Here is a 13,681-nt window from a genome sequence, read left to right as displayed (position 1 = left end):
GTGTGGTCGGGCGGTGGAGTGACCCCCGAGATTCCGACACCTGGACGCTGGATGTTTCGTCATCCAGGGGAAGTGATCCATGGTGGCAAAGCGAAGGAATTTCCCGGACGAGTTCAAACGGGACGCAGTCGACCTCGTGCGTTCCTCGAAGGACCGCACCCTCACCGACATCGCTCGGGGCCTGGGTATCCATCTGGAAACCCTGCGGAACTGGGTCCGCGAGGACGCCACCCGGCGTTCCCGGACGCTGGACGGCGGGGGTGAAGCCGGTATGACCTCCGGCGAGCAAGAGGAACTCAGGCGACTGCGGCGGGAGAACGCCCGGCTGAAGGAGGACAACGAGATCCTCCGGAAAGCCGCTGCCTATTTCGCTCGGGAGACGACACGGTGATCCGCTTCCGTTTCGTCGACGAACACCGGGACGCCCATGGCGTGAAGCGGATGTGCGACGTCCTGGGCTGGGACCGCTCCGGCTACTACACCTGGCACAAGAACAAGGAGACACGACAGCAGAGGGCGGATGAGGAAGAAGAACTGGCGCGGCAGATCCGGGAGATCCACACCGATTCCCGGGGCGCCTACGGAGCCCTGCGTATCACCCGCTCCTTGCGGGGGCAGGGCCACATCGGGAACCGCCAGCCGGGGAGCCGTGACAGCGCGGACCTCGGCGAGGACTGCAGTCCGGTCGAGGGGCGGGGCGGTCTTCAGTGCTTCGGCTGACTCCGTCGCGCCAACGACCGTACGGACGGCGGGAATTGCATCTCAAGGGGCTTGCTGCGTCAGGCGGCGAAAAGTACCTCGGGCAGAGCTGAGAGTCCCTGACGAGTCCCTGGAGCGGAGGGGCGCAACGCCCTTTCGAGGATCCTTGCCAGCCGGAGTGACGGGCGTCAGTTCGTGGTGACCAGCTCGTCGAGTAGCTGTTCCAACAAATTGTTGTCACCGAGGAAGCTTTTCACTGAAGCGTCCTCGTTGCGTTGTGGGTCCATGCCCGACCAGTTCAGGGCGTATCCCGCGTCGGCGCTGAGTTGAGCCAGGAACGCCCGCTGGGCACGGCCGTTGCCCTCGCGGAACGGGTGGAGGACGTTCAGGTCGCCGTACAACGTGGCCAGTTGGATGACGAATTCCTGCCGGGGGAGATTCTGAAGCCGACTGGAGGAGGCGAGACGGCCGAAGACCTCTCCGGCATAGGGCACCAGGTTTCTCGCCAGGCAGAACGGTGTGCGCTTGGCGATGTTCACGGTGCGTAACTCGCCCGCCCACGGATAGATGTCACCGAAGATCGCGGCACGGAACGCTTGGAGAAGGCCGAGGTCGTACGCGCCGGGTAGGGGGCGTTCGGCGAGCATGACGAGGCGCGCCCGGGTGATGTCCGCCTCCGCTGCCGCGAGCGGCTGATGGTCGGTGATGCCGAGCTTGTTGCGCAGCACGCCGTTGGGCAGGGCGTACGGATCGTTCACCCTGCCCGCCGCTCTGAAGTCTGTTGGTGGCGGGCGATCGCGCGGGCGACAAGGGTGTCCGCGTCGAGGTCGCCCTTCACGTATGCCTCGGTGTCGCGGTCTGAGGCCTTGGAGGCCTGGAGCCCCTCGGCCTCGATGGAGCCGGTGGCCGAGGCGACGGCTGCACGTCGTGCCGCTCGGCCGCTCAGTGCCTCGAAGGCCTCGACGGACAGGAGGACGCCCTGGGGCTTGCGGTGGGCGCCGATCAGGACAGGGTCGGCATCCGCGCCGGACTCCGACAGGTCGGTCAGGATCCGCGACAGTCTCGCGCGCGCGTCGCTGACGGTCACGACCTCAGGGATCTCCATGCTGTCACCGTACCCATATAGAGGCTTGATTCTGTACAGATTCTAGTACGGATTCCAGTGAGTGTCCCGCCCAGGGCGGCTTGGAGGTATCCCCACTCGCCATGTCGGCGGTGTCGTCCGCCTCGGTGGCCACCAGAACCGGCCTCTCTGAGAACGGTGAAGCCCCCGTCCGGAACGCTCCGGCGCGGGGTGCCTCCATACCTAGCCATCAAGGTAGCCATGGAAACGCCCGACCTGCACGTTTGTGCAGTTCATAGCGTTGCGGTGACTCTCCCCGGCGTACGGCCCGGCTCGTCTGTCGGCAGGGCTCTGACCTGGTCTTATGGGCTGGTCGGGGCCCTTCGTCCTGTCTGGGGGTTTCCCGCTTCCACCTGGGGGTTCCCGGGAGTTCCCGTGGGAGTGTGCACGCGTTGTGTGCTTGGAGGGATGTCGGGAGGTGGGGGCGATGAGTGATGCCGTCGAGCCCTCAGCGGGGGTTGCCGGTAGCCGGTACTTCGACCTGGATGTGTGGATCCGGCGGAAGGAGGTTGCGGTCGATCGCGGAAACCCTGTGGTTTCACGGGGCAGTTGATGCTGGCAGGGCCGCTGTGCCGCAAGGGACTGTTCCACTGCGCACAACCTTCCGGAAGGCCGCCGGTCTGAAAGGACACACACCTAGGCGAGCTACCGGGGGGTAGTCATGCGACGTATAGGTACTGCACTGGCCGCGATGATGCTGGCGGGCGGCGGCCTGTTGGCCGGCACGGTTCCGGCGGTGGCCGCGCCGACGGCCGTGGACTGTGCCGTGACGTGGGGGAGTCTGGACAAGACGGGTGACTCCGTTGCCTCCAGGCGGCTGACCGACGTGAGGACCGGACAGCACGCGTGCTTCGACCGGCTGGTCTTCGACGCCCAGGGCACGGCGGCCGACCCGATCGGCTACACGGTCCGCTACGTCGACGTACTGCACCAGGACCCGAGCGACGTCGTGGTTCCGATCAAGGGCGGCGCCATTCTGGAGATCTCGCTGTTCTCCTCGCGCTACGACCCGGCGACCGGACAGCCCTACCCGCCGCTTCCGTCCGTCGACGTCACCGGGTACCGGACCTTCCGGGAGTTCAAGGTCACGGGCGGCTCCGAGGGATACACCCAGGCCGGACTGGGCGTCCGCGCCCGGCTGCCGTTCCAGGTCTTCCAGACGGCCAACCATCTCGTGGTGGACGTGGCTCACACCTGGTGACCCCGGACGGCCCGGGAGCGTGCCCTACGTAGCCGTCAAGGGAGCCGCGCAAGTCGTAGCGGCGCTTTCATCGCGACGGCGAGTGCGGTGAAGGGAATGGTCGTCAGCCTGTAGACCCGGTGACTTCCTGGGTGCCGAGGACGGCGAGCAGGTCGAGGAGGTCGGCGCTGTCGGTGCCTACCGCGGGGGTGAACCAGAGCAGCCGCTGGCGGCCGTCCTCGCTGAACAGGCTGAGGCAGTTGACCTCGATCAGGCCGAGTACGGGGTGGTTGAGGCGTTTGCGGTCGTCGCGCCGGAACGCGACGTCGCGGTCGGCCCACAGGGTGGCGAATTCGGAGGACGTGTCGAGCAGTGAGCTGATCATCGAGCCGGCTTCGGTGTCCTTGGCGTCCCGTCTGGCGGTGGCGGCCCGGAGGTCGGCGACGAAGGCCCGGGACTGGCCGTCGTGGTCGGCTTCGGGGTACAGCCGCCGGGCGTCGGGGTCGGTGAACCACCGGTGGGCGAAGCTGGCCCGGGCGTTCCGGTGGACGGAGTGGTCCCCGAGCAGCGCCACCGCCAACGGGTTCTGTACGAGGGTGACATGCAGGTCGGTGATGACCTGTGCGGGTGTCGACGTCAGCCGGGTGAGCAGGTCGAGCATGCCGGGGTGGACGTGCGAGGCCGGCCCGCCGTGCGCGGGCACCGGGCGGTCGGCCAGGTGGTAGAGGTAGTCGCGCTCGTCGGCGGTCAGGCGCAGTGCCCTCGACAGCGCGGCGATCATCTGCGCGGAGGGCTGGGACCCGGCGCCTCGTTCGAGTTCGTTGTAGTAGTCCACCGATGCTCCGGCGAGCTGGGCGACCTCGTCGCGGCGCAGTCCGGGCACCCGGCGGCGGGGGCCGTGGGGAAGTCCCACGTCGGCCGGGCGGATGCGTTCACGCCGCGAGCGAAGGAAGGCTCCCAGCTCGGTGTATTTCACAGAACCCATGCCTGCCAGTCTGCGTCAGGCCGGGTCGCCGACCCAGGGGACGACATCCCCTGGTTGCGTCGGCCGGGTCCGCGCATCGTGGAGGACATGACTCTACCGACCACCCCACAGACAGTGCCCCTCCGGCGGCCGTCCGTCCCCCTCTGGAGGCCGGGCGGGTCGCCGTCGTCACCGGCGGATCACGCGGCATCGGCCGGGCGGTCTCCCTCCGGCTCGCCCGGGAGGGCCTCGCCGTCGAGAAACAGCCAACCGGCCACACCTGCGCCGGACGCACACCTGCGCCGGACGCACGGTTCCGCCGCACGGAAGAAACCCACTCAAGGAGAAACACCCATGCCTTTCGCCCACTTCAAGGTCCCCGCAGGCACCCTCACCGCCGAGGACAAGAAGAAGATCGTCGACCGCACCACCGACCTGTACGCGGAGATCTACGGTGAGCGGGCCCGCCCCAACACCCTCGTACTGGTCGACGAGGTCGCCGACGGCGGCTGGGGCTTCGGCGGCAACGTCCTGACCGCCGCCATGCTCAACGGCGACGCCTGACCTCCACCCTCTGCACGGGGCCCGGAGCCACTGCGGCCGGGCCCCCGCAACTCCCTGCTGTTCCTCGGCCTCGTAAGCCTTGCCGCCCGCGACATCCCGCCGGAAACGCCCCGCCACCACCACCGGAACCAGCTGCCGCTCGATCCGCTCGGCGGGCATGGTGGCCAGTTCGATGCCGACGCGCGCGACGGTGCGCATCACGGCGAGGTCCTGTCCGCCGGCCGCGAGTGCGCGGATCCTCGGCCCGGCGAACGCCGCCGCCACTTCCCGGAGTGTCGCGGTGGCGTCCAGGGAGTCGATCACCTGTATCTGCGCGTCGAGATACTGCTCCAGCGCATGCTCGCTCAGTTCGCGGGGGAGGAGGCGCTCTGCCGGCCCGGATCCGGGGTCCGGAGCGCCCCCCGCGCGCCCCGGACCGTAGACCCCCCGATCCCCCCGTCGTCGTTCAGCTCTTCGATGCCCCCTGCGGAGCATGCGGCCGGAAGTGCGGTGGTCGCATGCCCCCGGCATATCGACCGCCGCGAGCGCCCCTGGTTCGCTCGAAGGCATGGTCGGTGCGCCCGTTCCGCCGGTGGGCACGCCCCCGTGCCCGTAGGCTCCGGCACAGACAGCTTCGCCGGTAATCGTGCCGGGTCGGAGGGGCCGGGTGTTGCCAGCGGGTATTTGGCAACACCGGTCGGGTGGGGTGTCGTTGGGGGGATGGTCATCGAGCACGACGGATTCGGTGCCGAGTTGCGCAGGCGCCGCATCGCGGCCGGCATGTCGCTGAGCGAGCTGGCCGGAAAGGTGTACTGCAGCCGCAGCTTCCTGAGCCGCGTGGAGAACGGACGCCGCAGGGGATCCCTGGAGTTGGCCCAGCTGTGCGACGAAGTCCTGGACGCCAAGGGGGCGTTGGCCGGGCTGGCGCCGCTGCCCGGTGCCGAGAGCGTGCCGAAGGCGGTCCGGGGCGGGGCGGCCGAGCTGGTCAAGTCGCCGGGGCGGGGCGGGCGTTCGGCCGCCGGGCAGGACCGTGCCGAGTTCCGGCGGCTGCTCCGGCGCGGTGACCTCAGCCATGCCGCGGGCGAGATGCGGGAGGCCGAACGGCACTACACGGCCGCGTACCGCGGCGCCGAGGGCGATCCGCGGGCGCAGGCCGAGGCCGTGATCCGCATGGCCCGCCGCTGGTCCGATCCCGGGCAGGTCGACCGTGAGCTGCTGCAGTCGCTCCGGGGGTGCCTGACCGCACTGGACGGCGATCGGAGTCCCGAGGCCGCGGGGCTGCGGCTGCGTCTCGAAGCCCATCTGGCGAAGAAGATGTCCCTGGCGGTCAGCCAGGACACCTCGGCGGGACTGGCGGGCCCCGCCGAGGGCGCGCGGCTCGCCGAGGACACCCTGCGCCGATTACCCGTCGACGGCGACGACGAGGTGCGCTGCGAGGTCCTCACCGAATGCCGCTGGGCACGCTACGACTTCATGACCGCCCCTGAGTCCCTGACGCTCTCCGAGCAGCTGCGCGAGGCCGCCGCCCGGCAGGACTCGGCGTACTTCCGCGGTGAGGCCCTCATGGCCGTCGCCATCGACCAGTTGCGCAACGGCAGGATCTACAGCGCCCTCGCCACCGCGAACCAGTACCGCAAGCACGCCGCGGACACCCACAGTGCCCTCGCCCGCTGGCAGCGCCACACCCTCGACGCCCTGCTCGACCTGTGGCACGGCCGGTTCGACGCCGCCGCCGAGTGGATCTTCGTGGAGTCCCTGAACTTCATCGAACTGCTCCGCGCCGACTACGCCGTGCCCGCGGACAACCTCACCCAGACCCGCCTCGGCCAGGCCTACTGGCTGCTGCGGCAACAGGGCAGGCTGGCCGAGCTGTTCACCTCCGACCTGGCCGGCGACGTCGAACGGCACGCCTACTTCCCCGTCTGGCGGGCGGGCCTGGCGCTCGCGCTGTGCGAGACCGGGCAGCACGCCGAGGGGGCGGACCTGTTCCTCGGCTGTGTCGCCGACGTCGACCGGTTCCCGCCGTCGGGCTGGGCGGTCCCGGCGCTCGTCCTGCTGGCGGAGGTCTGCGCGGCGCTGGACCTGGAGGGCGGATTCGAGGCCGAGCTGGCGCAGGCGCTGCCCGCGCTCCGATCCCGCCTCGCGCCGCACGACGGCGAGCAGATCGCCCTCGGCGGCTGGCCCACCGTCCTCGTCGGCCCGACCGCCCGCGCCTGCGGCCTGCTGGCCCTGGCGGCCGGCGAGCCGGAGACCGCCCTCGAACACTTCCGCCGGGCGGCCGTCCCGGCCCGCTCCTCCCAACCGGAACTCGCCCGCCTCCGCCTGGCCCAGGCCCGCGCCCTGCGCCGCATGGGCGGCCCGGGGAGCGAGCCGCACGCGGTCCGGCTGCTGCGGGAGGCGGCACGCGGGGCGGAGACGTACGGGATGACGTGGCTCGGGGGCCAGAGTCTGGCGCTGGTGGAGGAGCCGGGGCGGGCGTGAACGGGGGGGGCTGCTTCTACGACGACCCCGCAACGGCCCTGATGGCTGGTGGAGTTGGTGTGCTCGAACGCTGTTCATGCTGTGAACTAGGTCACATCCGCCCCGGTGTTGGGCTCCTCGCCCCACCGCCCGCCCGGTGCCCCCGGCGTCACCCGCGCCACCCTCTGCCCCGCACCTCACCGTGGGTAGTCAGCCAAAACGTGTTTGTGGGCGGGGTGTTGGGGACGAGGGGCGTCGGATTGTCTACGCGCATAGTGTACTGACTGGCCTAAACCTCCGTGCCCGGCGTTTTTGTGGCGTCCCTTGACCCGGGTGGGATGGCTCGGTTTCATACCTAACCAACTGCGCGGGGGGCTCGGGCGCCCCTCGTGAAATCCGCAGGGTGTCCTTGGCGTTCCTGGCGTGCTGCGCCGTCAACTCCCCAGTGTATGCAGGCGTGTTGACGTGTCTGCCTGGCCGTGTCGACGCGTCGCGCCACCCCGGAAAGGAAATAGCCGGTGTCGCAGTTCCTCACCGCAACTCCTCTTCTCCGTCGTGCCGTCGAATACCGGCGGGCGAGGTGAGCAGACATCGGGGTACGTCCGTGCAGGCGGGAGCGGGTATCGGCCGGGGGCGCAGTATTCGGGCCTCGCTCGTCACCCTCGCGGTGGTACCGGCGGCGGCGATGGTGCTGCTGTGGGTCAGCGGCTCGTTCGCGCTGTTCGACCAGTGGCACAACGCCAACAGCGTCGGGCAGGCGGCGAAGACCACGTACGCCCTGGTGCCGGCGGTCGGCGAGTTCCAGAAGGAACGGCAGCTCACGGTCAGCCTGCTGGCCTCGCACGGCAGTCCCGCCGCCCTGGAGGCACAGCGGCGCCGGACGGACGCCGTACTCGCCGGATTCCGCAGGGCGGACTCCGCCTCCGGCGGTGTCGGACCGGCCCAGTACCGGGCCCAGTTGGCCACCGTACGGAAGCGGCTCACCGGGCTGGCCGACGAACGGACCGCGGTCGACGACGGGAAGACCACCCGGCAGCAGGCCTACACCGCCTACTCCGACGCCGTCTCGTCGGCGCTGAACCTCTTCGGCATGCTCAGCACCGACAGCGGCGACGCGCCCACCGCGGCCGACGCCGGCCACGCCCTGGCGTTCCTGCGCGGGGCGGAGGCCCTGTCGCAGGAGGAGGCGATCCTCAACGGGGTCGCCGCGTCCGGGAAGTCGGACGTCCAGGAGCGGTCGGCGCTGGCGGCTGCCCAGGCCGTCCGGGTCTCCGTGCTGTCCAACGAGGTGGAGCCGTACCTGCCCACGGAGTTGGGCGCGGAGCTGGGCAGGGCCATGGGCGGTCGGGACTGGGCCGCCATGGCGGCCTTCGAGAAGACCGTCGGTGCGGCGTCCGCCGCGCACGACGGCACGATCGGCGTGCCCGGCGTCCCGGCCGCCCGTGCCGCCGCCCCGGGGCGGGTGTCCGCCGCGGTGCGGGCCGTGGAGGGCCAGTACCTGGGCAAGGTCACCAAGGACTCCGCGGACCGGACCCACCAGGTGCTCGTCAAGGCGATGTGGGGCAGCGCCCTCGCGCTGGTCGCCGTCCTCGCCGTGGCCGTTCTGTCCTGGCGCATCACCCGGTCCCTCATCGGCCGGATGTCCGGGCTGCGCGCGGAGACGCTCGAACTGGCCGAGGAACGACTGCCCGAACTCATCACCCGGCTGCGTACCCAGGGCAAGCGCGCCGAACTCGACGACCTGCCTGAACTCGACTACGGCACGGACGAGTTGGGCAAGGTCGCGGACGCCTTCAACAGCGCCCAGCGGACCGCGGTGAGCGTCGCGTTGGAGCAGGCCGCGCTGCGGGAGGGGGCGCGACTGGTCTTCCACAACATGTCCCGCCGTATCCAGCTGCTGGTGCACCGGCAGCTCACGGTGATCGACTCCATGGAACGCAAGGAGCAGGACCCCCAACTCCTCGCCGATCTCTACCGCGTCGACCACCTCGCCACCCGGATGCGGCGCAACGCGGAGAGCCTGACCGTGCTGTCGGGCTCGGCACCCCGGCGCCGTTGGAAGCACGCGGTGCCGCTCGCGGACCTGCTGCGCAGCGCGGTGTCCGAGATCGAGGGGTACGCCCGGGTCGTCGTCGAACCCCTGCCTTCCATCGCGGTGTTGGGCCCCGCGGTCGGCGACACGATCCACCTCATGGCCGAACTCATCGAGAACGGCGTGACGTTCTCCCCGCCGCACACCGAAGTGCGGGTACGAGCACTGCCGGTGGCGCAGGGGTACGCCGTCGAGGTGGAGGACCGGGGGCTGGGCCTGACGCCGGACGAGTACGCGGCGGCGAACGAACTCCTGCACCACCCCAAGGACTTCAGCTTCACCACCCTCGGCGAGGACCCCCGCCTCGGCCTCTTCACCGTCGGCCACCTCGCCCAACGCCACGGCGTCACAGCCAGCCTGCAGGCCTCGTCCTACGGCGGCTCGCTCGCCGTCGTCGTACTCCCGCACGCCCTCACCGAACAGGCCGCCGACGCGGCACCGCCGCCGCTGGACGCGCGAGCGGACCGGCATCTGGCTTCGGTCACCGGGTCGTCCACGGGTTCGGCCACCGGCCCGGTCAACGGGCCGCCACGCGCCGGGGTGACGACCGGCGGGATGCCGATGCGCACCCGCACCACACCGACACGACACCCCCAGGCAGCGCCCGCCTCGACGGCCCCGGAAGCACCGGTGACGCCCGCGATCCCCGGCAACGGTTCCGGCACCAGCACCAGCACCGGCACCGGCACAGGTTCCGCGCCCGTGCGCTCCCGCGAGACGGCGTTTGCCACGGGCTTCCGTGATGGGGGCGCGTCTTCGGCAGGGTTCCGTGACGGGGCCGTGCCGTCTCCGGGCTTCCAGGACGGGACCGCGCCTGCCACGGCTTTCCGTGATGGGACCGAGCCTTCCACTGGCTTCCGTGACGAGGGCGCATCCTCCGCAGGTCTCCGCGACGGGGTCGCGCCCTCCGCAGGGCTCCGCGACGGGGGCACGCCCTCCGCAGGCCGTCTTGACGAGGTCGCGTCCTCCAGTGGTCGCCGCGACGCGACCGCGTCCTCCGTCGGGTCCCGGGACGGAGTCGGCGCGTCCGTGAATTCCCGTCCCGGGGCCGAGTCCTGGACGGGCTTTCGCAGTGCGGCCGTGCCGCCTGCCGGGCCCCGGACCGGTGGTAGCGGGCGGCTTCCGCGGCGGGTGCGGCAGGCGAATCTCGCGCCGCAGTTGCGGGAGCGGCTGGCGGGGCCGGACGGTGACCGCGGCCCGGCGCGGGAGGCGGAGCGGCGGCCGGAGCAGGCGCGTTCTATGCTCGCCGCCCTCCGGGACGGCACCCGCCGGGCCCGTGCCCAGGAGGAAGTGCCCATGCCTGTCTGGCCTTCGTCCCCGCGGGACGAAGCCCCCGCACCCGACCGCCCCGCGGACTCGTCCGAGCGGCGTCAGTTGCCCACCCGTCCCCGTCCGACAAGGAACACCCCATGACCGCGCCCAACACCACGCACGGCGGACTGGCCTGGCTGCTGGACAACCTGATCGAGCGGATCCCCGAGACCCTGCACGCCATCGTCCTGTCGGAGGACGGGCTGCTCGTCGGCTCCTCCGAACGGCTCGCCCAGGACGACGCCGAGCAACTCGCCGCCATTTCCTCGGGTGTTCACTCGCTCGCGCTCGGCACCAGCCGGCACTTCGGCGGGGGCCGGGTGCAGCAGACCGTCATCGAGATGGACGACCTCTTCCTCTTCGTCACCACCGCCGGCGGCGGCGCCCGCCTCGCCGTGCTCGCCACCTCCGAGGTGGACGTCGGCAACGTCGGCTACGAGATGACCATGGTCGTACGGCAGGTGGGGCAGTTCCTCAGTGCGGCCCCGCGGTTCCCGGAGTACAGCGGCGCGCCCTTCGCGGGTGAGCATGAATGAGACATTGGTCCGAGGAAGATCCCTGGGCGGACGAAGACCCCGCCCTGCTCGTCCGCCCGTACACGGTGACCGGCGGCCGGACCCCGACCGCCCACTCCGGCATCGAACTGATCACCCTGATCAGCACCGTCCGGCCACCGACCCGCGAACAGCGTCTCCAGCCCGAACAGAACCGGCTGCTCGCGCTGTGCCGTACCCCGACCGCGCTGGTCGAGGTCGCCGCCCGGCTCGACCAGCCCGTCGCGGTCATCCGGGTACTCCTCGATGACCTCCTGGACAACGAACTCGTCTCCGTCTCCCCGCCCGCCGCGGCCGGTACCCCCGACGCCCGTTTCCTCCAGGCAGTGATCGATGGCATTCGCAGAATCTGACCCCCGCGCGAGCCGCTCCCGCGCCATCGCCGTCGCGCCCAATGCCGCGACGGCCAAGATCCTCGTCGCGGGCGGCTTCGGCGTCGGCAAGACCACCCTCGTCGGCGCGATCAGCGAGACGACCCCGCTGCGCACCGAGGAACTCATCACCGAGGCCAGCGTCGGCGTCGACAACCTCGCCGGCGTGGAGCAGAAGACCACGACGACGGTCGCCATGGACTTCGGCCGGATCACGCTCAGTTCTGCCCTCGTGGTCTATCTCTTCGGCGCCCCGGGGCAGGACCGGTTCTGGTTCATGTGGGACGACCTGTCCCGCGGCGCGCTCGGCGCGGTCGTCCTCGCCGACACCCGCCGGCTGGAGAGCTGCTTCCCGTCCGTCGACTTCTTCGAGCACCGCGGCATCCCCTTCGCCGTGGGCGTCAACTGCTTCAACGGCGTCTGCGAGGAGGACCCCGAGGAGATCCGCACCGCCCTCGACCTCGCCCCCGACATCCCGCTCGTCCTGTGCGACGCCCGCGACCGGGAGTCGGTGAAGACGGTGCTGCTCGCCCTGCTGGAACATGTGATGCGGGGGCTGGCGGCGGAGACGGCGGGAGACCGACAGCCCGTGTAGCCCGTACGGTCCGTGTAACCCGTACGGCCCGTGTGGCCCTACGGTCAGGCAGGCTTCGCCGCCGATACGGCCGTCGCCGTCACCGTGCCGTCGCACTCCGCGAACTCCCCGTCGTCCAGCGCGACTTGGTGTGCCCCCGAGCCCGGCAGGCCGATCACCATCGTCGGGTAGACGACCGGCGCCGAACCGGACTTGCAGTAGCCGTCCCCCTCGCCCTGCACCTGTACGAACGTCAGCTTCAGCCAGGCCCGGCCACCGGGGGCGAGCTTCACGGGGGAGGCGGAGCCGGTGGGGGTGACCTTCAGCGGGACGTTGAGTTCCGGGGAACCGTTCGCGGCGCCGGCGACGGTGGGGTGGCCACGGAGAACGCACGGTTTGCCGGTGATGTTGGTGAACCGCACGATCGCCGCACCGGTTCCGGTGCCCTGAGGCCGGACGGCGGCCTGGTACGCGCTCACCTTCAGGGAGCCCGCCGCACAGGCCTTCACCGCCGCGCCGGTGGACCCGGACGTGCCCGTGGACCCGGAGGAAACGGGAGAGCTGGTCTCCGCGTCGCCCGGCTGACACCCCGTCATCACCAACGCAGCCGACACCGCGGCCACCGCCAACGCGCCCCTACGAATGCTGTTCTTCTGCATGACGTCCCCCGAACTCACTGTGCGCGGACCGGCTCTCACCGGCACTCGCGGAGAGAGACAGGTCCGTCGCACCCGGGGTTTCGCCCACGCACCAGCTGTGACGCAACGGTGACGCTCAGTCGAAGCTGGCGAAGTACGCCGCCGCCATGTCCTCGTCCCCATGCCCTTGTGCCGCCGCCCGCGCGAACCGTTCCGCGCCCGCCGCCGCCACGTCGAGCCGGACGCCGTGGGCCGCGCCGGCCTGGACGATCAGCCGGGCGTCCTTCTCCGCGGTGGTGACCGCGAAGCTCGCCGGGGTCAGTCCGCCCGACAGGATCAGCGCGGACTTGGCGTGCAGATAGCCCATGTCGAGGGGGCCGCCGGCGATGAGGCCGAGGAAGCTCTGGGGGTCGACGTCCAGGGCCTTGGACAGGGCCAGCGCCTCGCCCGCCGCGTTCGTCACCGCCAGGACCCAGCTGTTGGCGACCAGCTTCAGCCGGGTCGCGGTCGCCGCCGCGCCGTCCTCGCCGACCCACATCGTGCGGGCGCCGACCGCGTCGAACACCGGGGTCACCGTCTCCCGGCCGGCCTCGGGACCCGCCGCCAGGATCGTCAGCTGTCCGGCCTCGGCGGGCTGGCGGGTGCCGAGTACGGGGGCGTCGTAGAAGACGAGGTCGTGCCGGTTCGCGAACGCGGCCAGTTCGCCCACCGATTCGAGGCCCGAGGTCGTCGACTGGATCCACGCGGCGCCGGGGCGCAGGGCGGGGGCGGCCTCGCGCATCACGTCCAGGACGGCGTCGCCGTCGTAGAGCATCGTGAGGATCACGTCCGCGTCGCGTACGGCCTCCGCGACCGTGTCGGTGACGTGCGCGCCGTCGGCGGAGAGGGGGTCGGCCTTGGCGCGGGTGCGGTTCCAGACGTGGACGGTGTGTCCGGCGCGGGCGAGGTTGCGGGCCATCGCGGCGCCCATGATGCCGGTGCCCAGGACGCCTACGGTGAGTTTTTCGGTGGTCATGACTCGGCTTTCGTCCTCGACGGTGTTGTCGAGGACCAGGGTGCCAGGGCGGCGGGGGGCCCCGGGGGCCGGCCGGGGGCGGGCGGCCCCCCGCCGGCGGGGGGGGACCCCCGGGCCCCCCCCCACAGGCCCCCCCCGGGGGGGCGGGGGCGGGCGA

At 71.1% G+C, this 13,681-nt stretch carries 14 protein-coding genes; 9 read left to right on the top strand and 5 right to left on the bottom strand.

Going from position 1 to position 13,681, the window contains the following annotated elements; genetic code table 11:
* Positions 1 to 79 precede the first annotated feature (79 nt).
* Both ACIQBL_RS15920 and ACIQBL_RS15915 read left to right on the top strand, forming a co-directional pair.
* Positions 80 to 391: a transposase gene (locus ACIQBL_RS15920; RefSeq protein WP_401941629.1), complete on the top strand. Its 312-nt coding sequence runs from the start codon at positions 80 to 82 to the stop codon at positions 389 to 391.
* Entirely contained in the window at positions 388 to 720 is a 333-nt protein-coding gene (locus ACIQBL_RS15915) for an IS3 family transposase (RefSeq protein WP_401941626.1), read from the top strand. The genes ACIQBL_RS15920 and ACIQBL_RS15915 overlap by 4 nt, the downstream gene beginning before the upstream one ends.
* A gap of 167 nt (positions 721 to 887) precedes the next feature.
* On the opposite strand, the gene ACIQBL_RS15910 is transcribed toward ACIQBL_RS15915, so the two are convergent.
* Both ACIQBL_RS15910 and ACIQBL_RS15905 read right to left on the bottom strand, forming a co-directional pair.
* Complete coding sequence (locus ACIQBL_RS15910) at positions 888 to 1,427, bottom strand: Fic/DOC family protein (protein WP_401941624.1); 540 nt, start codon at positions 1,425 to 1,427, stop codon at positions 888 to 890.
* A 26-nt stretch (positions 1,428 to 1,453) separates the two neighbouring features.
* Positions 1,454 to 1,804 carry a type II toxin-antitoxin system Phd/YefM family antitoxin gene (locus tag ACIQBL_RS15905; RefSeq protein WP_401941621.1) on the bottom strand — a complete coding sequence of 117 codons (351 nt, stop codon included), beginning with the start codon at positions 1,802 to 1,804 and terminating at the stop codon, positions 1,454 to 1,456.
* Between the two features lie 679 nt (positions 1,805 to 2,483).
* Between ACIQBL_RS15905 and ACIQBL_RS15900 the strand changes: the two genes are divergently transcribed.
* On the top strand, positions 2,484 to 3,023 hold the full coding sequence (locus tag ACIQBL_RS15900) for a hypothetical protein (protein ID WP_401941619.1): 540 nt from the start codon (positions 2,484 to 2,486) through the stop codon (positions 3,021 to 3,023).
* Positions 3,024 to 3,126: 103 nt separating this feature from the next.
* Here the strand turns inward: ACIQBL_RS15900 and ACIQBL_RS15895 are convergent, their stop codons facing one another.
* Positions 3,127 to 3,987, bottom strand: coding sequence for a helix-turn-helix transcriptional regulator (locus ACIQBL_RS15895; protein ID WP_401941617.1), 861 nt, complete (start codon positions 3,985 to 3,987; stop codon positions 3,127 to 3,129).
* 333 nt (positions 3,988 to 4,320) lie between these two features.
* Here ACIQBL_RS15895 and ACIQBL_RS15890 point away from each other — a divergent pair, with 333 nt between their 5' ends.
* The 6 genes from ACIQBL_RS15890 (at position 4,321) to ACIQBL_RS15865 (ending at position 11,892) form a co-directional block, all read left to right on the top strand.
* Positions 4,321 to 4,530 carry a 4-oxalocrotonate tautomerase family protein gene (locus ACIQBL_RS15890; protein ID WP_401941616.1) on the top strand — a complete coding sequence of 70 codons (210 nt, stop codon included), beginning with the start codon at positions 4,321 to 4,323 and terminating at the stop codon, positions 4,528 to 4,530.
* A 699-nt stretch (positions 4,531 to 5,229) separates the two neighbouring features.
* Positions 5,230 to 6,990, top strand: a complete 1,761-nt coding sequence (locus ACIQBL_RS15885; protein ID WP_401941613.1) for a helix-turn-helix domain-containing protein — start codon at positions 5,230 to 5,232, stop codon at positions 6,988 to 6,990.
* A gap of 559 nt (positions 6,991 to 7,549) precedes the next feature.
* On the top strand, positions 7,550 to 10,474 hold the full coding sequence (locus tag ACIQBL_RS15880) for a nitrate- and nitrite sensing domain-containing protein (RefSeq protein WP_401941611.1): 2,925 nt from the start codon (positions 7,550 to 7,552) through the stop codon (positions 10,472 to 10,474).
* Entirely contained in the window at positions 10,471 to 10,908 is a 438-nt protein-coding gene (locus tag ACIQBL_RS15875) for a roadblock/LC7 domain-containing protein (RefSeq protein WP_401941609.1), read from the top strand. Before ACIQBL_RS15880 ends, ACIQBL_RS15875 begins: the two co-directional genes overlap by 4 nt.
* Complete coding sequence (locus tag ACIQBL_RS15870) at positions 10,905 to 11,279, top strand: DUF742 domain-containing protein (RefSeq protein ID WP_401941606.1); 375 nt, start codon at positions 10,905 to 10,907, stop codon at positions 11,277 to 11,279. Before ACIQBL_RS15875 ends, ACIQBL_RS15870 begins: the two co-directional genes overlap by 4 nt.
* On the top strand, positions 11,260 to 11,892 hold the full coding sequence (locus ACIQBL_RS15865) for a GTP-binding protein (protein WP_401941603.1): 633 nt from the start codon (positions 11,260 to 11,262) through the stop codon (positions 11,890 to 11,892). Before ACIQBL_RS15870 ends, ACIQBL_RS15865 begins: the two co-directional genes overlap by 20 nt.
* A 44-nt stretch (positions 11,893 to 11,936) precedes the next feature.
* Here ACIQBL_RS15865 and ACIQBL_RS15860 read toward each other — a convergent pair whose 3' ends face one another.
* Both ACIQBL_RS15860 and ACIQBL_RS15855 read right to left on the bottom strand, forming a co-directional pair.
* Complete coding sequence (locus tag ACIQBL_RS15860; RefSeq protein WP_401941601.1) at positions 11,937 to 12,530, bottom strand: DUF4232 domain-containing protein; 594 nt, start codon at positions 12,528 to 12,530, stop codon at positions 11,937 to 11,939.
* 115 nt (positions 12,531 to 12,645) lie between these two features.
* Positions 12,646 to 13,563: an NAD(P)-dependent oxidoreductase gene (locus ACIQBL_RS15855; protein ID WP_401942519.1), complete on the bottom strand. Its 918-nt coding sequence runs from the start codon at positions 13,561 to 13,563 to the stop codon at positions 12,646 to 12,648.
* Positions 13,564 to 13,681: the final 118 nt, after the last annotated feature.

This window comes from Streptomyces sp. NPDC088350, from assembly GCF_044753545.1.
Taxonomy (GTDB): Bacteria; Actinomycetota; Actinomycetes; order Streptomycetales; family Streptomycetaceae; genus Streptomyces.
The sequence above is the reverse complement of the archived record's forward strand: the minus strand, read 5'-3'. Positions and strand labels throughout refer to the sequence as shown.